Origin of the sequence: Pantoea sp. GABEPS69 (assembly GCF_045780835.1) — a bacterium.
Classification (GTDB): Bacteria; Pseudomonadota; Gammaproteobacteria; order Enterobacterales; family Enterobacteriaceae; genus Pantoea; species Pantoea septica.
Map to the genome: position 1 here is coordinate 572458 of NZ_CP118618.1, position 16801 is coordinate 589258.

16 protein-coding genes are annotated in these 16801 nt (G+C 60.6%); 11 read left to right on the forward strand and 5 right to left on the reverse strand.

All coding sequences use genetic code 11. From position 1 onward, the window contains the following. Positions 1–30: 30 nt before the first annotated feature. The gene (gene ygiD / locus PVE98_RS02830; RefSeq protein WP_333620468.1) at positions 31–813 is read left to right on the forward strand and encodes a 4,5-DOPA dioxygenase extradiol; all 783 of its coding nucleotides are present in this window, start codon (positions 31–33) and stop codon (positions 811–813) included. A gap of 30 nt (positions 814–843) precedes the next feature. On the opposite strand, the gene PVE98_RS02835 is transcribed toward ygiD, so the two are convergent. The 3 genes from PVE98_RS02835 to tolC all read right to left on the reverse strand — a co-directional run bounded on the left by PVE98_RS02835 (position 844) and on the right by tolC (position 4459). Then, positions 844–2004: a glutathionylspermidine synthase family protein gene (locus PVE98_RS02835; RefSeq protein ID WP_096073821.1), complete on the reverse strand. Its 1161-nt coding sequence runs from the start codon at positions 2002–2004 to the stop codon at positions 844–846. 7 nt (positions 2005–2011) lie between these two features. Continuing rightward, the gene (locus PVE98_RS02840; protein ID WP_096073820.1) at positions 2012–2683 is read right to left on the reverse strand and encodes a DUF1190 family protein; all 672 of its coding nucleotides are present in this window, start codon (positions 2681–2683) and stop codon (positions 2012–2014) included. A 309-nt stretch (positions 2684–2992) separates the two neighbouring features. Beyond that, on the reverse strand, positions 2993–4459 hold the full coding sequence (gene tolC, locus PVE98_RS02845; protein ID WP_407568541.1) for an outer membrane channel protein TolC: 1467 nt from the start codon (positions 4457–4459) through the stop codon (positions 2993–2995). A 214-nt stretch (positions 4460–4673) separates the two neighbouring features. Here tolC and nudF point away from each other — a divergent pair, with 214 nt between their 5' ends. The 6 genes from nudF (at position 4674) to PVE98_RS02875 (ending at position 10108) form a co-directional block, all read left to right on the forward strand. Then, positions 4674–5309: an ADP-ribose diphosphatase gene (nudF, locus tag PVE98_RS02850; protein WP_033752469.1), complete on the forward strand. Its 636-nt coding sequence runs from the start codon at positions 4674–4676 to the stop codon at positions 5307–5309. Next, positions 5306–5731, forward strand: a complete 426-nt coding sequence (locus tag PVE98_RS02855) for a DUF1249 family protein (RefSeq protein ID WP_033752467.1) — start codon at positions 5306–5308, stop codon at positions 5729–5731. The genes nudF and PVE98_RS02855 overlap by 4 nt, the downstream gene beginning before the upstream one ends. 45 nt (positions 5732–5776) lie before the next feature. Continuing rightward, the gene (gene cpdA, locus PVE98_RS02860) at positions 5777–6604 is read left to right on the forward strand and encodes a 3',5'-cyclic-AMP phosphodiesterase (protein ID WP_096073819.1); all 828 of its coding nucleotides are present in this window, start codon (positions 5777–5779) and stop codon (positions 6602–6604) included. Positions 6605–6607: 3 nt separating this feature from the next. Further along, the gene (yqiA, locus tag PVE98_RS02865) at positions 6608–7189 is read left to right on the forward strand and encodes an esterase YqiA (protein ID WP_096073818.1); all 582 of its coding nucleotides are present in this window, start codon (positions 6608–6610) and stop codon (positions 7187–7189) included. A 47-nt stretch (positions 7190–7236) separates the two neighbouring features. Beyond that, positions 7237–9132 (forward strand): DNA topoisomerase IV subunit B, encoded by a 1896-nt coding sequence (parE, locus tag PVE98_RS02870; RefSeq protein WP_048783586.1) that lies wholly within the window; start codon positions 7237–7239, stop codon positions 9130–9132. A gap of 76 nt (positions 9133–9208) precedes the next feature. Beyond that, on the forward strand, positions 9209–10108 hold the full coding sequence (locus tag PVE98_RS02875; protein ID WP_033752461.1) for a LysR substrate-binding domain-containing protein: 900 nt from the start codon (positions 9209–9211) through the stop codon (positions 10106–10108). Between the two features lie 51 nt (positions 10109–10159). Here the strand turns inward: PVE98_RS02875 and PVE98_RS02880 are convergent, their stop codons facing one another. Both PVE98_RS02880 and PVE98_RS02885 read right to left on the reverse strand, forming a co-directional pair. After that, positions 10160–10468, reverse strand: coding sequence for a putative quinol monooxygenase (locus tag PVE98_RS02880; RefSeq protein WP_033752459.1), 309 nt, complete (start codon positions 10466–10468; stop codon positions 10160–10162). A gap of 32 nt (positions 10469–10500) precedes the next feature. Beyond that, entirely contained in the window at positions 10501–11079 is a 579-nt protein-coding gene (locus PVE98_RS02885) for an NAD(P)H-dependent oxidoreductase (RefSeq protein ID WP_033752457.1), read from the reverse strand. 159 nt (positions 11080–11238) lie between these two features. On the opposite strand from PVE98_RS02885, the gene PVE98_RS02890 reads away from it, so the two are divergent. From PVE98_RS02890 to ftsP, 4 genes are all read left to right on the forward strand, one after another. Next, entirely contained in the window at positions 11239–12006 is a 768-nt protein-coding gene (locus tag PVE98_RS02890) for a transporter substrate-binding domain-containing protein (RefSeq protein ID WP_096073817.1), read from the forward strand. Between the two features lie 132 nt (positions 12007–12138). Then, positions 12139–14412: a DNA topoisomerase IV subunit A gene (gene parC / locus PVE98_RS02895; protein ID WP_096073816.1), complete on the forward strand. Its 2274-nt coding sequence runs from the start codon at positions 12139–12141 to the stop codon at positions 14410–14412. Positions 14413–14458: 46 nt separating this feature from the next. Further along, the gene (locus PVE98_RS02900; protein WP_033752568.1) at positions 14459–15196 is read left to right on the forward strand and encodes a 1-acylglycerol-3-phosphate O-acyltransferase; all 738 of its coding nucleotides are present in this window, start codon (positions 14459–14461) and stop codon (positions 15194–15196) included. Positions 15197–15328: 132 nt separating this feature from the next. Then, complete coding sequence (gene ftsP / locus PVE98_RS02905) at positions 15329–16759, forward strand: cell division protein FtsP (protein ID WP_096073815.1); 1431 nt, start codon at positions 15329–15331, stop codon at positions 16757–16759. The last annotated feature ends 42 nt before the right edge of the window (positions 16760–16801 follow it).

A 16801-nucleotide genomic window follows, 5' to 3' on the forward strand; every position in this document is an offset into this window, starting at 1 on the left:
TGTCCCATTGAGAATGAGTGAGGATGAACAATGCAACAGACGATGCCTGCGCTGTTTTTAGGTCACGGCAGCCCGATGAACGTGCTGGAAGAGAACCGCTACACCCAGGCCTGGCGTCATGCAGGCGAGACGCTGCCGCGCCCGCGCGCCATTATCGCGGTATCGGCACACTGGTACACGCGCGGCACGGCGGTCACGGCGATGGAAGATCCGCGTACCATTCACGACTTCGGCGGCTTCCCGCAGGCGCTGTTCGACACGCGCTATCCGGCGCCGGGCTCGCCCGGGCTGGCGCAGGAGATCGCCGATGCGCTCGCGCCGACGCCGGTGCGCTTCGACCACGAATGGGGATTCGATCACGGCTCCTGGGGCGTGCTGATCAAGATGTATCCAGACGCCGATATTCCGGTGGTGCAGCTGAGCGTCGATGCGACGCAGCCGGCCGCCTGGCATTTTGAGCAGGGCAAAAAGCTGGCGGCGCTGCGCGACAGCGGCGTGATGATCGTGGCCAGCGGCAACGTGGTGCATAACCTGCGTAAGGTGCGCTGGGACGAAACGGCGGAAGCCTGGCCCTGGGCGCAGCGCTTCAATCAGTTCGTACGGGATAACCTGGACTATCAGGGCAGCACCGAGGCGCATCCGCTGGTGAACTTTATGCAGCATCCGGATGCGGCGCTGTCGAATCCGACGCCGGAACACTATCTGCCACTGCTCTATGTGCTGGGCGCGCGTCAGTCTGGCGAGCCGGTGACCGTGCCGGTAGAGGGCCTGGAGATGGGCGCTATCAGCATGCTGTCGGTGCAGGTAGGCTAAGCGAAGGCGGGCCGAAGCGGCCCGCTCTGTTTATTCGACAAAAGCGTGGGGATAGAAGCGCGAAAGATCCTGAGTGATCAGGTCGCGATCCTCGCGCAGGCCGATACCGGCCGGCTGATCGTCTATCAGCCAGCTGCCGATCAGCGTGTAGCTGTCGCCGAACTTCGGCAGCGGGCAGAACTGCTGCACGATCATGCCCTCTTCGCCGTAAGGCCCGTCGACGCGCGCAATCTCCTGACCGTTTTCCACGATGCGAATATTGGCGCCTTCACGCGAGAACAGCGGCTTCACCACATATTTATCCATGTGCGGCACCTTGTCTTCGGCGAAATAAGCGGGCAGCAGGTTAGGGTGATTGGGGAACATCTGCCACAGCATCGGCAGCAGCGCCTTGTTGGAGATGATGCTTTTCCAGGCCGGCTCCAGCCAGCGCACGCCCGCATCCGCCAGCTTGGTGGAGAAGATCTCGCGCAGCATAAACTCCCACGGATAGAGCTTGAACAGGTTGCTGATCACCTGATCCTGCACGTCGGTGAACTGACCTTTGTCGCCAAGGCCGATCTCGTCGATATAGAGGAATTCGCTCGGCAAGCCCGCTTCGGTGGCGCAGTCCTGCAGATACTGCACCGTGCCGCGATCTTCTTCGGTATCGCGGCAGCAGGCGAAATGCAGCCACTGAAAGCCGTGCTGCTGATGCAGCGCGGCGAAACGCTCGATCAGCTTCTCCTGCAGGCTGTTGAACTGATCGCTGCCCGGCGGCAGCTGACCGGCGTTGAGCTGATCTTCCAGCCAGATCCACTGAAAGAAGGCCGCTTCGTAAAGCGAGGTCGGCGTGTCCGCATTGTTTTCCAGCAGCTTAGCGTCGCCCTGACCGTCCCAGGCGAGATCGAGGCGCGAGTAGAGCGACGGCTGGCGCTGTTTCCATGAGTCGCGCACGAAATCCCAGGTGTGCTTCGGAATGCGGAATTTTTCCAGCAGCTGCTCGCTGGCCACCACTTTCTCCACCACCTGCAGACACATCTGGTGCAGCTCCGCCGTGGTCGCTTCCAGCTTATCTATCTGCGCCAGCGTGAACTGGTAGTAGGCATCTTCGCACCAGTAGGGCTCGCCGTGCATGGTGTGAAAACGAAAGCCGTATTCCGTGGCTTTTTCGCGCCAGTCGGGACGCTCGTTGATTGCAATGCGTTGCATAACGGCTTCAGCCTCCCAGCGAACGGCTGGAGGTGCCGGTAGCGCTGCTGCGCGCCATGCTGTTCTGCTTCGCGACCGTTTCGCCAAAGCCGCCGCGCGTGATGGTCGAAGTAGTAGCCGGTTTCGGCGCCAGCGCGGTTTTCGGCACGTTCATGGTGCGACCGGAAGTGGCGGCGCCATAGTTTTTGCCTGACGCGTCAACAAACTGGCCGTTCGCCGGGCTGTTCGGGGTGCGCGGAGAGAAGAGCGGCTGCTGAGCGAAGCCCGCGCCGCCGCCCATCAGGCGTCCCATCATGTAGCCCGCCATTAACGGCATCCAGAAGCTGCCGCTCTGCTGCGCTTCGGCGTTCTGCGTAGTGCCGACGCCAGCCTGCGCCGGCGCCTGCTGGCACTGGTTCTCGCCGAACTCCGCAACGCAGTCTTCGCGCGAAGCGTATTTCGGCGCGGTGCGCTCTGCTTCTTTCAGCGCGTTGTTGTAGGCGGTGGTGCACTGCGAGCTCTGGCCTGGATTGGCCTTGCTGCAGTCATCCGCGTTCTGATACATCGAGACCGTTTCATCGCTCTGTTCGCAGCCCGCCAGGGTAAATACCGCAGCGATGGCCAATGCGACCGGCGTTAAATGGCGTGCCTGCCAGCTTTTACGGAAAGCGGCATGGCGAATATTTTTTGTCCGTTTCATCGTTGTCGTCCTGTGCCCAAAGGTGATGCTCAGGATAGGGGATCGCTGGTGGAAAATGAAGCTGAGGGCCTGATGAGGAAAGGATCTTTACGTTGTTATACGTTTAACGGCGAGACGGGCCGCAAAGCGGCCGTTATGGCCAGCGGCTGAAATTCGAAACGGGTGTGATGTAGACCGAAGAGCAAAGCGTCACGCGCCAGGGAGGGCGCGTGTCGAGCAGGCTGGGATGCCGATTTTGCGACTTTGCGATCGGTCCATATCGCGCACGTTGGCACCGTCAAGACGGGCCGCAAAGCGGCCCGTTGAGGATTAATTGCGGAACGGATTGCCGCTGCTGCGCTGGGCGGCAGGGCGCGCTGTCGGAGCCGCCGGCTCCGCCGACGGGCCGTTGTCAACGCGAGCGGTCTGCTGCGGATTTTCCGGCGCGACGCTTTCCGGCGAAGTCGAAATCTCTTTGCCGAGCTGGCTGTTCAGCTGCTGCAGATCCTGCTCATTCAGCGTACCCAGCGCATATTTGATATTCAGCTGGTTGATCAGGTAGCTGTAGCGCGCGTGGGAGAGCTGCTGCTTAGCGTTATAGAGCGTGGTAGTCGCGTCCAGCACGTCGACGATGGTGCGCGTGCCGACCTGATAACCTGCTTCAGACGCATCCAGCGAGCTTTGCGCGGAGACCACCGCCTGCTTGTAGGCTTCGATGCTGCTCACTGAGGCGTTCACGTTGTTGTAGGAGGAGCGTACGGTCTGCACAGCGGAGCGATGCGCGCTCTCCAGCTGCTCGCTGGCGCTAACGTAGTTATACTGCGCCTGCTTCACCTGTGAGGTGACCGCGCCGCCGCTGTAGAGCGGCAGCGAGAAGCTCAGGCCAACCTGGTTGGTGCCGCTGATCGAGTCGGTGCTGCCCGCGCTCTGGTTGGCGCGGCTGCCGCCATACTTGCTGTTCGACAGACCGGTTGACGCAGTCAAATCCAGCGTCGGCATATGGCCGGTTTCGGCGTAGCGGATCTGCTCGCGCGCCAGATCCTGGTTCAGACGCGCCGACAGCAGGTTCAGGTTACGGCTCTCCGCCTGCTTCAGCAGCGCGCTGACCGCATCTGGTTTGGTGGTTTTGAAACGGTCGATATTCAGCGACGCCAGCGCAAGGTAGTCGTTGCCGGTAATCTGACGCAGCGCCTCGACCATATTGTCGAGATTGTTGCGTGCGGTCACTTCGTTCGCCAGCACGCTGTCGTACTGGGCGCGGGCGTTCTGCACGTCGGTGATCGCCACCAGGCCGACGTTAAAGCGCTGAGTAGTCTGATCCAGTTCGCGATAGATCGACTGCTTTTGCGCTTCGGTATAAGAAAGGGTATCGATCGCCTTTAAGACGTTGAAATAGGCGGTAGCGGTATTCAGGATCAAATCCTGCTGCGCGACCTGATAGGTGACATCCTGAATGCCGGCAGTTTTTTCCTGCAGCGTCAGGTTGCGCCATTTCGACATGTCGAAAATGGTCTGGGTTAATTGCAGCGATCCGCTGGTCGTGTTGGAATGAAGGCCGCTGCTGTCGCGATAACCATTGCTATAGGTGTAATCCGCGCCTAAACCTAACTGAGGCAACAAAGGACTGCGCGCTTCATTAATCTTTTCAAAGGCGGCGTCGCGGGTAGCTGCGGAGCTGCGTAAATCCGGGTTGCTCAGACGCGCTTGTTGATAGACCTGCAGCAGGTCCTCTGCCTGACTGGCAAGGCTGAAACCGGCCAGGCTCAGCCCAATGAGAAGTGGGAGCAGTTTTTTCATTTGCATTCCTTTTGTTGCAGCAAATTACAGGGGTAGCGCTGCCGGATAAGCCAAAAAATAATCGCAGATTCTAGCAGAGTGCGACTGTGAGATAAGTTGGCTGAACGTGCCTTCTCCCCCTAATTTACGTAAATAATTCAGAAAGAACCACTCGGATGGAGACCTATGGTTGGCTTTTTGCCGCTCCGTCCCAATCTGCATAAGGAGCCTGACAATGAGCGGCGAAAAAAAATCTCCAGTGACTTTTACAAAAAACGATGTAGAAATTATTGCACGCGAAACCGCCTGGAAAGGTTTTTTTTCCATTGTTCGTTACCGGTTTCGCCACCGCCGCTTTAACGGCGAAATGAGCAACGAGGTGGTGCGCGAAGTTTTCGAGCGTGGGCACGCCGCGGTGCTGCTACCCTATGATCCCTTACGCGACGAAGTGGTGCTGATCGAACAGATCCGCATTCCCGCCTTTGACGTCAGCGAAACGCCCTGGCTGCTGGAAATGGTGGCGGGCATTATCGAGCCTAACGAAAGCGCCGAAGATGTGGTGCGACGCGAGGCCGTAGAAGAAGCGGGCCTGACCGTCGGTCGGGTTAAACCCGTGTTAAACTACCTCGCCAGCCCTGGCGGCACCAGTGAACGCTTGTCGATCCTGGTGGGAGAAGTGGATGCCAGCCTGGCAAAAGGATGCCACGGTCTGGAGGAAGAGAATGAGGATATTCTTGTGCATGTGGTAAGCCGCGAACAGGCTTACCGCTGGGTGGAAGAGGGGATTATCGACAACGCGGCGTCTGTCATCGCTCTGCAATGGCTGGCGTTGCACCATGAAAAACTACGAGAAGAGTGGAAGCTAAAATGAAACAGCGCTATATCCCTGATTTCCCCGAAATGATGCGGCTTTGCGAAACCAATTTCGCCCAGCTGCGTCGTTTGCTGCCGCGCAGCGACGAGGCCGGCGCGTCGGTGGTCTATCAGGTAAAAGGCGCCCGCTATCAGTTGACCATAGAAGAGTCCACGCGCTACACCACGCTGGTGGAGATCCGCCAGGTGGCGCCGACCGTCAGCTACTGGAGCCTGCCTTCCATGTCGGTGCGGCTCTATCATGACGCGCTGGTCGCCGAAGTGTGTTCAACACAGCAGATCTATCGCTTTAAAGCGCGCTATGATTATCCTAATAAAAAATTGCATCAGCGCGACGAGAAACATCAGATCAACCAGTTTCTGGCAGACTGGTTGCGTTACTGCCTGGCACAGGGCGCGATGGCGGCGCCGGTCTGCTGATCGCACAGATAATGCATTATTCGGCGTGGAGACGAAGGAAACGCTTTGGATAGCCTGCTAACACTTCCTGCGGCGAATGGGGCCGGGATCAGGATTTTGCAAATCACGGACACCCACCTTTTCGCTGGAAAAAATGAATCGCTGCTGGGCGTGAATACCTGGGCGAGTTATGACGCGGTGCTGGACGCCATTGCGGCGCAGCAGCGCGAGTACGATCTGATTATCGCCACTGGCGATCTCGCTCAGGATCACTCTGTCGAAGCCTATCAGCACTTCGCTGAGGGCATCGCACGCCTGCCGAAACCCTGCGTCTGGCTGCCGGGCAATCATGATTTCCAGCCGGCGATGGTCGACACGCTGGCCGAGGCGAAGATCGACGCCCGCAAGCATGTGCTGCTCGGCGACCACTGGCAGCTGGTGATGCTCGACAGCCAGGTGTTTGGCGTGCCGCACGGCATGCTGAGCGATTATCAGCTGGAATGGCTCGATAAAACCCTGGCGCTCTATCCGCAGCGCCACACGCTGGTGGTGCTGCATCATCATCCGCTGGCCAGCGGCTGCACCTGGCTCGATCAGCACAGCCTGCGCAATTCCCATCAGCTCGACGCGGTGCTGCAACACTATCCTTTAGCGCGCACCCTGGTGTGCGGCCATATTCATCAGGAGCTGGATATCGACTGGCGCGGCCGCCGCGTGCTGGCGACGCCCTCGACCTGCGTGCAGTTCAAACCGCACTGCACCAGCTTCACCATCGACACCGTCGCCCCCGGCTGGCGCTGGTTTACCCTCTATCCGGACGGCTCTTTCGTAACCGAAGTAGAAAGGCTGCAAACCGACGCGTTTCGGCCGGACCTGGAATCGGACGGATACTGACGCATGGCGGCGCTGCTCTATCTGCACGGTTTCAACAGCTCGCCGCGCTCCGCCAAGGCGACGCAGCTGCAGCAGTGGATGGCGGCGACGCATCCCCATATCGAGGTGATCGTGCCGCAGCTGCCCGCTTTTCCCGCCGACGCCGCCGCGCTGCTGGAAGAGAAAGTAATGGCCCTGAGCGGCCAGCCGCTCGGCTTAATCGGCTCCTCGCTGGGCGGCTATCTCGCCACCTGGCTCTCCCAGTGTTTTATGCTGCCCGCCGTGGTGGTCAATCCGGCGGTGCGTCCTTTCGAGCTGCTGGCGGATTACCTTGGGGTGAACCAGAATCCCTACACGGGCCAGCAATATGTGTTAGAGTCTCGCCACATTTACGATCTGAAAGTCATGCAGATTGACCCGCTGGAAGCGCCCGATTTACTCTGGCTGCTGCAACAAACGGGCGACGAAGTGCTTGATTACCGCCAGGCGCTCGACTACTACAGCGCGTGCCGACAAACGGTAGAGCAGGGCGGCAATCATGCGTTTATCGGATTCGAGCGCTATTTCCCGCAGATTCTGGACTTTCTGGGTCTGAATCACGACTAACTCGCGGAAATTGCACATAATTTCACGCTTCTGATTAGAAACTTATCATGAGTCAATCAAGCTATAACGCGGATGCTATTGAGGTTCTGACCGGCCTTGAGCCGGTTCGCCGTCGTCCCGGCATGTACACCGATACGACGCGTCCTAACCATCTGGGTCAGGAAGTCATTGATAACAGCGTCGATGAGGCGCTGGCGGGCCATGCCAAACGGGTCGAAGTGATCCTGCACGCCGATCAGTCGCTGGAGGTCATCGACGACGGGCGCGGCATGCCGGTCGATATTCACCCGGAAGAGGGCGTGCCTGCGGTCGAGCTGATCCTGTGTCGTCTGCATGCAGGCGGCAAATTCTCCAGCAAAAACTATCAGTTCTCAGGCGGCCTGCACGGCGTCGGCATCTCCGTGGTCAACGCCCTGTCGAAGCGCGTCGAGGTCACGGTGCGCCGCAACGGCGAGGTCTACAACATCGCGTTCGAGAACGGCGAGAAGGTGCAGGAGCTGACCAAAACCGGCACGGTGGCGAAGCGCAACACCGGCACCAGCGTGCACTTCTGGCCTGACGAAAGCTTCTTCGACAGCCCGCGCTTCTCGGTTTCCCGCCTCTCCCATCTGCTGAAGGCCAAAGCGGTGCTCTGTCCCGGCGTGGAGATCGTCTTTAAAGACAAGGTCAACAATACCGAACAGCGCTGGTGCTACGAAGACGGCCTCACCGACTACCTGTGCGAAGCGGTCAACGGCCTGCCGACGCTGCCGGAAAAACCGTTCGTCGGCAGCTTCTCGGGCGAGACGGAAGCGGTCGACTGGGCGCTGCTGTGGCTGCCGGAAGGCGGCGAACTGCTGACCGAAAGCTACGTCAACCTGATCCCGACCATGCAGGGCGGCACGCACGTCAACGGTCTGCGTCAGGGGCTGCTCGACGCGATGCGCGAGTTCTGCGAATACCGCAATATCCTGCCGCGCGGCGTGAAGCTGTCGGCGGAAGATATCTGGGATCGCTGCGCTTACGTGCTGTCGGTGAAGATGCAGGATCCGCAGTTCGCCGGACAGACCAAAGAGCGTCTGTCGTCGCGCCAGTGCGCCGCCTTTGTCTCGGCGGTGGTGAAAGACGCCTTCAGCCTGTGGCTCAATCAGAACGTGCAGGCGGCGGAGCAGCTTGCCGAGCTGGCGATCTCCAGCGCGCAGCGCCGTATGCGCGCGGCGAAAAAAGTGGTGCGCAAAAAGCTCACCAGCGGACCGGCGCTGCCGGGCAAGCTGGCGGACTGCACCGCGCAGGATCTAAATAAAACCGAGCTTTTCCTCGTGGAAGGGGACTCCGCAGGCGGATCCGCCAAGCAGGCGCGCGATCGCGAATATCAGGCGATCATGCCGCTCAAAGGCAAGATCCTCAACACCTGGGAAGTCTCTTCCGACGAAGTGCTGGCGTCGCAGGAGGTGCATGACATCTCCGTGGCGATCGGCATCGATCCCGACAGCGAAGATCTCAGCCAGCTGCGCTACGGCAAGATCTGCATCCTCGCCGATGCGGACTCGGACGGCCTGCATATCGCCACGCTGCTGTGCGCGCTGTTTGTGAAGCACTTCCGCTCGCTGGTGAAAGGCGGTCACGTTTATGTCGCGATGCCGCCGCTCTACCGTATCGATCTCGGCAAAGAGGTCTATTACGCCCTCGACGAAGATGAGAAAGAGGGTGTGCTGGAGCAGCTCAAGCGCAAGAAAGGCAAGCCGAACGTGCAGCGCTTTAAAGGGCTGGGCGAGATGAACCCGCTGCAGCTGCGCGAAACTACCCTCGACCCCAATACGCGCCGCCTGGTGCAGCTAACGGTGGACGATAGCGACATCGAGCAGACGCTGCGCGTGATGGATATGCTGCTGGCCAAGAAGCGCTCGGAAGATCGCCGCAACTGGCTGCAGGAAAAAGGCGATATGGCCGATATCGAAGTGTAATCATCGCGCTGCGGCGCGGCGCGCGATCCCGGGCTGCGGCCTGAATCGCGCGTCCGCCGCGCACCCGGAGTAGACGATGAAAGTCACGCTGGAAGAGCTGCGCGTGCTGGTGGCGGTGGCGGACTGCGGTTCCATCACCTCGGCGGCGGAGCTGCTGGATCAAACCAGTTCAGGCGTGAGCCGCGCCCTGAGCCGCCTCGAAGCCAAACTCAACAGCACCTTGCTGCACCGCACCACGCGGCGGCTGGCCCTGACCGAAGAGGGCCAGCTTTTCCTGACCCATGCACGCCAGATTTTGCTCTCCGTCGAACAGGCGGAAGAGCAGATCGCCCGACGCCGGGAGACGCCTTCTGGCCGCCTGCGCATAAACGCCGCCGCGCCTTTTATGCAGCACGTCGTCGTGCCGCTGATCGGCGCGTTCCGGCAGCGCTATCCGCTGATCCAGCTGGAGCTCAATACCGACGACATCGTGATCGATCTTCTGGAGCAGCAGACTGATATCGCTATTCGCATCGGCGAGCTGCGGGATTCCACCATGCGCGCCCGGATGCTCGGCAGCAGCCGGGTTCGGCTGCTGGCCAGCCCCGCCTATCTGCAGAAATATGGCGAACCGCAGAGCGTCGAGGCGCTGGCGCAGCATCAGCTTATCGGCTTCAGCCAGCTGGAGATGCATAACGTCTGGCCCGTCTGGCAGCGTGAAGGCGAGCTGCTGCGCATTCAGCCGACCATTGCCGCTTCCAGCGGCGAAATCATTCGCCAGCTCGCGCTGGCGGGCCAGGGCATTGCGCGCATATCCGACTTCGTCAGCCATCAGGATCTCGCCGCCGGTCGGTTAAAAGAGGTGCTGGTGCAGCAGACGCACGACGTCAGGCTGCCCGTGCATGCCGTTTACTACCGCAACGCGGAACTGGCGTCGCGCATTACCTGTTTTCTCGACTTTCTCCATCAGGAGATTGCCTCGCAGGCGCTGTTCTGACAAAAAAAAGCCGCGCGTCCTGAGGCGCGCGGCGCGTAACAGCCTGTGACGTCAGGCGGTCGGTTCCAGCACCAGAATCTTCACGTCCAGCACGTCATCTTTAATCTTTTCGCGATGCGTTTCCATGTGCGGCATCTGCTGATGCTGCTCCAGGTGGCGCAGCGACTCCCACTGCTCCAGCATAAAAATGGAGTCGGGCGAATTCTGCTTCCACGGCACCTGCGCCTGATGATCGACCAGCGCGTCGTACTGATGGCAGCCCTCTTCGGCCAGCACCGAGGGGATAAGCGACTTGATCGCCTCCAGCACTTTGTTGCGATGTCCTGGTTTAATACAAATTTCAGCCACTACCGTTAGCATGTCCGTCTCCTTGTTTGCGGGTCCGCTGTCAGTTAAGCAAAGATCTCGCTGAGATGTGTCCGATAACGTGCGATATCGCGCGGCACGTCCGGCATCTTAATGACGTCGTTACAGATAAAGGTCGGCAGCGGGTCCATGCCCAGGAACTGGTTGGCTTTATGGAAGTGCAGATAGAGACCGTCGACGCCGACGCCTTCAAAGAACTGATCGGGATCGGTAAAAGCCTCCAGCGGCGCGTTCCAGGTCAGCGACAGCATATATTTTTTACCCTGCAGCAGGCCGCCCGAGCCATATTTTTTGCTGGCGTCGGCGCGCGAGCGGCCGTCGCTGGCGTAGAGCGAGCCGTGGCCTTCGGTAAAGACTTCGTCGATATAGCGCTTCACCGTCCAGGGTTCGCCCATCCACCAGCCCGGCATCTGGTAAATCACCACGTCGCTGTCGAGATACTTCTGCACTTCGTCCGCGATAACATAGTCGCTGTCGGCCAGGGTAACGTTAACCTGATGGCCTAAATCGCGCAGCTGGCTGGCCGCCACTTCGGTCAGGGTATGGTTCAGCTCGCCTTTGGAGTGGGCAAAGGTTTTACCGCCGTCGATAATCAGAATGTTCATTCGCTAATCTCATGTGTGTTGCAATAGAGGGTTACTCTACGCCCTTAGCGGCGGCGGAAAAATGGGATTCGGATCACAAGACTTTTGCGCTGGAAGCAATAATCCAGCGGCTTATGACACACTCCGACAACACTCATCACGTCAAACAGAAGAACAATAATGCGCACATACCTTATCAGCGCGCTGCTGCTGGCCAGCGGCGTCGCGCAGGCGGACTCCCGTCTGGATCAGATCCTCGCCAGCAAAACTCTGAAGGTCTGCACCACCGGCGACTACAAGCCCTACACCTACCTGCGCCCGGACGGCCAGTACGAAGGGCTGGATATCAGCATGGCGCAGTCGCTGGCCGCCAGTCTGGACGCGAAGATCAGCTGGGTGCCGACCAGCTGGAAAACCCTGTCGCAAGATTTTAAAGAGAAACAGTGCGATATCGCGCTGGGCGGCGTGTCGGTGACGCTGAAGCGCCAGCAGATCGCCTGGTTCGCCCAGCCGCTCGGCGTCGACGGCAAGATCCCGCTGGTGCGCTGCGCCGACAAGGCGAAATACAGCACGGTCGAGCAGCTTAACGCGCCGGCGGTGCGGGTGATCGAACCGGCGGGCGGCACCAACGAAGCCTTTGTCCACAGCCATCTGCCGCAGGCGACGCTGACCCTGTTCCACGATAACGTCACGATTTTCCAGCAGCTGGTGGACGGAAAGGCCGACGTGATGATCACCGACGCCTCCGAAGCGCTCTATCAGCAGCAGCGCTACCCGCAGCTCTGCGCCATTAATCCGCAGGCGCCGCTGCAGTACGGCGAAAAAGCCTACATGATCCCGCGCGACGATATGAGCTGGAAAGCCTACATCGATCAGTGGCTGCACCTCGCCACCGCTACCGGCGAATATGGGCGTATCGCGGCGCAGTGGATGGGCGCGGCGCGCTGATAGTCGCGGCCGGCAATCCTGGGCCGCACTGCGCTTCTCCTGTGACTAATTCTGGCGATTGAGGTACTATCCTCGCCAAATAACCGCCGGGTGTTTCGCCATTGCGGGACACGAAGTGAGGATAAAAATTCAATGAGTGAATTGACGCAGGATGGTGCAGAGCGTCTTGCCCTGCATACATTTACCGAAAACGCGTACCTGAACTACTCGATGTACGTCATCATGGACCGCGCCTTGCCCTATATCGGCGACGGTCTGAAGCCGGTACAGCGCCGTATCGTGTACGCCATGTCGGAGCTCGGCCTGAGCGCCAGCGCAAAATTCAAGAAATCCGCGCGTACCGTGGGCGACGTGCTGGGTAAATACCATCCGCACGGCGACAGCGCCTGCTACGAAGCGATGGTGCTGATGGCGCAGCCGTTCTCCTATCGCTATCCGCTGGTGGATGGCCAGGGCAACTGGGGCGCGCCTGACGATCCGAAATCCTTCGCGGCGATGCGCTATACCGAATCCCGCCTCTCTAAATATGCGGAAGTGCTGCTCGGCGAGCTGGGCCAGGGCACGGTGGACTTCGTGCCGAACTTCGACGGCACGATGCAAGAACCGAAAATGCTGCCCGCGCGGCTGCCGAACATTCTGCTGAACGGCACGACCGGCATCGCCGTCGGCATGGCGACCGACATTCCGCCGCACAACCTGCGCGAAGTGGCGCAGGCGGCGATCGCCCTGATCGATAAGCCGAACACCAGCCTCGACGCGCTGCTGGATATCGTACAGGGCCCCGATTATCCCACCGAGGCGGAGATCATCACGCCGCGCGACGAGATCCGTAAAATTTATCAGACCGGCCGCGGCTCTGTTCGCCAGCGCGCGGTGTGGAAAAAAGAGGATGGCGAGGTGGTGATCACCGCGCTGCCACACCAGGTTTCGGGCGCGCGCGTGCTGGAGCAGATCGCCGCTCAGATGCGCAATAAAAAACTGCCGATGGTGGAAGACCTGCGCGACGAGTCGGATCACGAAAACCCGACCCGCCTGGTGATCGTGCCGCGTTCGAACCGAGTGGATCTCGATCAGGTGATGCATCACCTGTTCGCTACCACCGATCTCGAAAAGAGCTACCGCGTTAACCTCAATATGATCGGCCTCGACAACCGCCCGGCGGTGAAAAACCTGCTGGAGATTCTGTCGGAATGGCTGGTGTTCCGCCGCGACACCGTTAAGCGTCGTCTTAACCATCGCCTTGAGCGCGTGCTGCGTCGTCTGCACATCCTTGAGGGCCTGCTGGTCGCCTTCCTCAATATCGACGAGGTGATCCATATCATCCGCAGCGAGGATGAGCCTAAGCCGGTGCTGATGTCGCGCTTCGGCATCAGCGAAACCCAGGCGGAAGCGATCCTCGAGCTGAAGCTGCGCCACCTGGCGAAGCTGGAAGAGATGAAGATCCGCGGCGAGCAGAGCGAGCTGGAAAAAGAGCGCGATCAGATTCAGGCGATCCTCGCCTCTGAGCGCAAGATGAATACCCTGCTGAAGAAAGAGCTGCAGGCGGACGCCGCCGCCTACGGCGACGATCGCCGTTCGCCGCTCCACGAGCGCGAAGAGGCCAAAGCGCTGAGCGAAAACGAACTGGTGCCCTCCGAGCCGGTCACTATCGTTCTGTCGCAGATGGGCTGGGTGCGCAGCGCCAAGGGCCACGATATCGATCCGTCAGGACTGAGCTACAAAGCGGGCGACAGCTATCTGGCGGCGGCGCGCGGCAAGAGCAACCAGCCGGTCGCCTTTATCGACTCCACCGGACGCAGCTATACGCTCGATCCCACCTCGCTGCCGTCGGCGCGCGGGCAGGGCGAGCCGCTGACCGGCAAGCTGACGCCGCCGCCGGGCGCGGTGGTGGAGCAGGTGCTGATGGAGGCGGACGAGCAGAAGCTGCTGATGGCGTCCGACGCCGGCTACGGCTTTATCTGCACCTTCGCCGATCTGGTGTCGCGCAACCGCGCCGGCAAAGCGCTGCTGACGCTGCCGGAGAACGCGCGCGTTATGACGCCGATGGCGGTGCATCACGAAGATGACATGCTGCTGGCGATTACGCAGGCGGGACGTATGCTGATGTTCCCGGTCGGCGAGCTGCCGCAGATGTCGAAAGGCAAGGGCAACAAAATTATCTCTATCCCGGCGGCGGACGCCGCAGCGGGCAACGATAAGCTGGCGTGGCTGATGATCCTGCCGCCGGGCAGCGCGATTACGCTCTACGTCGGCAAGCGCAAGCTGGTGCTGCGCAGCGAAGAGCTGCAGAAGTTCCGCGCCGATCGCGGACGTCGCGGCACGCTGCTGCCGCGCGGCCTGCAGCGTATCGACAAGGTAGAGCTGGATGCCCCAGCGCGTGCCGTCAGCGAAGACGGCGAAGCCTGAGCAATGCGGCGGAGCCTTTTCTCCGCCGCGCCATAACGAGGGATATATGTTACTAGTACTGCGCACCATCTTTGTGGTGATTTACTCGATTCTGGTCTGTGTTTTCGGCTGCATCTGGTGTCTGTTTTCGCCGCGCAACCCGCGCCACGTCGCCACCTTCGGCCATCTCTTCGGCCGTCTCTCCGGCGTGTTCGGCGTAAAGGTTGAGCTGCGTAAACCGCCTGAGGCGGCCCATTACGGCAACGCTATCTATATCGCCAACCACCAGAACAACTACGACATGATCACGGCGGCGAAGATTGTTCAGCCGACGACCGTGACGGTCGGCAAAAAGAGCCTGCTGTGGGTGCCGTTCTTCGGTCTGCTCTACTGGCTGACCGGCAACCTGCTGATCGACCGGGACAACCGCTCTAAGGCACATGGCACCATCAGCCAGCTGGTCGATCAGTTTAAAAAGAAGCGCATCTCGTTCTGGATGTTCCCGGAAGGCACGCGCAGCCGCGGCCGCGGTCTGCTACCTTTTAAAACCGGCGCGTTCCATGCGGCCGTAGCGGCAGGCGTGCCCATTATTCCTATCGTGGTCTCCAACACGCACGGCAAGATCAACCTTAACCGCCTGAAAAACGGTCTGGTGATCGTCGAGATGCTGCCGCCGGTCGACACCAGCGGCTACACAACGCAGTCGGTGCGCAAGCTCGCCACCCATTGCCGTGAGCTGATGATGGAGAAACTGGAAGCGCTCAACGCCGAAGTCGAAGCGCGCGAAAAAAGCGGTAAACTCTGACCGGCCAGCCTCTCGCCGGCACCCGCACGGATGCACGCGGCGCGCTCTGCCCGCCGCGACGCAACACAGCAATAAATCAAGAATAACAATCGGCTGGCGCGCAAGCGCCACGCGTAAAGGGTTTGACGTTCTATGTCTTTCAGCAGACGACAGTTTATCCAGCTTTCTGCTGGCGCTGCGCTTAGCGCAGGTCTCTTACCTTCTGCGGCGCGCGCCGCCTCCGCGCCCGGCGGCGATACGCCGCTGCCGGTGCCGCCGCTTATCGAATCGCGTCGCGGTCAGCCGATCTTTCTGACGCTGATGCGCAGCCACTGGTCCTTTCTCGGCGACAACAACAAAGTGCCGGTATGGGGCGTCAACGGGCTCTATCTCGGTCCGACGGTGCGCGTCTACAGCGGCGACGACGTTAAGCTCATCTACAGCAACCGCCTTAACGAGCCGGTGGCGATGACCGTCAGCGGCCTGCAGGTGCCGGGCGCGCTGATGGGCGGCGCGCCGCGCATGATGTCCGCCGGCGCTGACTGGGCGCCGGTGCTGCCGATCCGCCAAAACGCCGCGACCTGCTGGTACCACGCCAGCACGCCGAACCACATGGCGCCGCACATTTACAACGGGCTGGCGGGCATGTGGCTTGTCGAGGATGAGGTGAGCAAGCAGCTGCCGCTGCCGCGCCACTACGGCGTCGACGACTTCCCGCTGATCATTCAGGACAAGCGCCTCGATAACTTCGGCACGCCCGCCTACGATCCGCCGCGCGACGGCGGCTTTCTCGGCGACGTGCTGCTGGTCAACGGCGTGCAGAATCCCTTTGTCGAGGTGTCGCGCGGCTGGGTGCGCCTGCGCCTGCTCAACGCCTCGAATGCGCGCCGCTACCAGCTGTCGCTAAGCGATAACCGTCCCTTTACCGTTATCGCCAGCGATCAGGGCTTTCTGCCCGCGCCGGTGGCGGTGCAGCAGCTCTCGCTAGCGCCGGGCGAGCGCCGTGAAGTGCTGATAGATATGTCGCAGGGCGACGAGGTGTCGATTACCGCCGGCACGGCGGCGGGCATTATGGACCGCCTGCGCGGCCTGTTCGAACCTTCATCGATCCTCACCAATACGCTGGTGCTGACGCTACGTCCGACCGGTCTGCTGCCGCTGGTGACCGATAATCTGCCGATGCGCCTGCTGGCGGATCAGATCCTCGACGGCATGGCGACGCGCACGCGCGAATTCCGCATCGGCGAGGATATGCCGGGCATCAACGGCGCGCAGTGGGATCTGAACCGCATCGATACTACCGTGCAGCAGGGCACCTTCGAGCGCTGGATCCTGCGCGCCGACCGGCCGCAGGCGATGCATATTCAGGGAGCGATGTTCCTGATCAAGAGCGTCAACGGCGCGCAGCCGATGGGCGAAGATCGCGGCTGGAAAGATACCGTCTGGGTGGATGGCGAGGTCGAGCTGCTGGTGAGCTTTCCGCAAAGCTCGTCCGATCATTTTCCCTTTGTCTACTACAGCCAGACGCTGGAGCTGGCCGATCTCGGCACGGCGGGACAGCTGCTGGTGCAGCCGACGGCGTAAGGATTCAGGCGAAAAGGGCGCGCTGCCCGCAAGGACAGCGCG

What these genes read in the sequence shown, in the direction of transcription:
- parC (WP_096073816.1), top strand. Translation starts at nt 12,139, where the DNA reads ATGAGTGAATTGACGCAGGATGGTGCAGAGCGTCTTGCCCTGCATACA.
- PVE98_RS02885 (WP_033752457.1), bottom strand. Translation starts at nt 11,079, where the DNA reads ATGAACATTCTGATTATCGACGGCGGTAAAACCTTTGCCCACTCCAAA.
- PVE98_RS02900 (WP_033752568.1), top strand. Translation starts at nt 14,459, where the DNA reads ATGTTACTAGTACTGCGCACCATCTTTGTGGTGATTTACTCGATTCTG.
- tolC (WP_407568541.1), bottom strand. Translation starts at nt 4,459, where the DNA reads ATGAAAAAACTGCTCCCACTTCTCATTGGGCTGAGCCTGGCCGGTTTC.
- PVE98_RS02875 (WP_033752461.1), top strand. Translation starts at nt 9,209, where the DNA reads ATGAAAGTCACGCTGGAAGAGCTGCGCGTGCTGGTGGCGGTGGCGGAC.
- PVE98_RS02835 (WP_096073821.1), bottom strand. Translation starts at nt 2,004, where the DNA reads ATGCAACGCATTGCAATCAACGAGCGTCCCGACTGGCGCGAAAAAGCC.
- PVE98_RS02880 (WP_033752459.1), bottom strand. Translation starts at nt 10,468, where the DNA reads ATGCTAACGGTAGTGGCTGAAATTTGTATTAAACCAGGACATCGCAAC.
- parE (WP_048783586.1), top strand. Translation starts at nt 7,237, where the DNA reads ATGAGTCAATCAAGCTATAACGCGGATGCTATTGAGGTTCTGACCGGC.
- ygiD (WP_333620468.1), top strand. Translation starts at nt 31, where the DNA reads ATGCAACAGACGATGCCTGCGCTGTTTTTAGGTCACGGCAGCCCGATG.
- ftsP (WP_096073815.1), top strand. Translation starts at nt 15,329, where the DNA reads ATGTCTTTCAGCAGACGACAGTTTATCCAGCTTTCTGCTGGCGCTGCG.
- nudF (WP_033752469.1), top strand. Translation starts at nt 4,674, where the DNA reads ATGAGCGGCGAAAAAAAATCTCCAGTGACTTTTACAAAAAACGATGTA.
- PVE98_RS02890 (WP_096073817.1), top strand. Translation starts at nt 11,239, where the DNA reads ATGCGCACATACCTTATCAGCGCGCTGCTGCTGGCCAGCGGCGTCGCG.
- PVE98_RS02840 (WP_096073820.1), bottom strand. Translation starts at nt 2,683, where the DNA reads ATGAAACGGACAAAAAATATTCGCCATGCCGCTTTCCGTAAAAGCTGG.
- PVE98_RS02855 (WP_033752467.1), top strand. Translation starts at nt 5,306, where the DNA reads ATGAAACAGCGCTATATCCCTGATTTCCCCGAAATGATGCGGCTTTGC.
- yqiA (WP_096073818.1), top strand. Translation starts at nt 6,608, where the DNA reads ATGGCGGCGCTGCTCTATCTGCACGGTTTCAACAGCTCGCCGCGCTCC.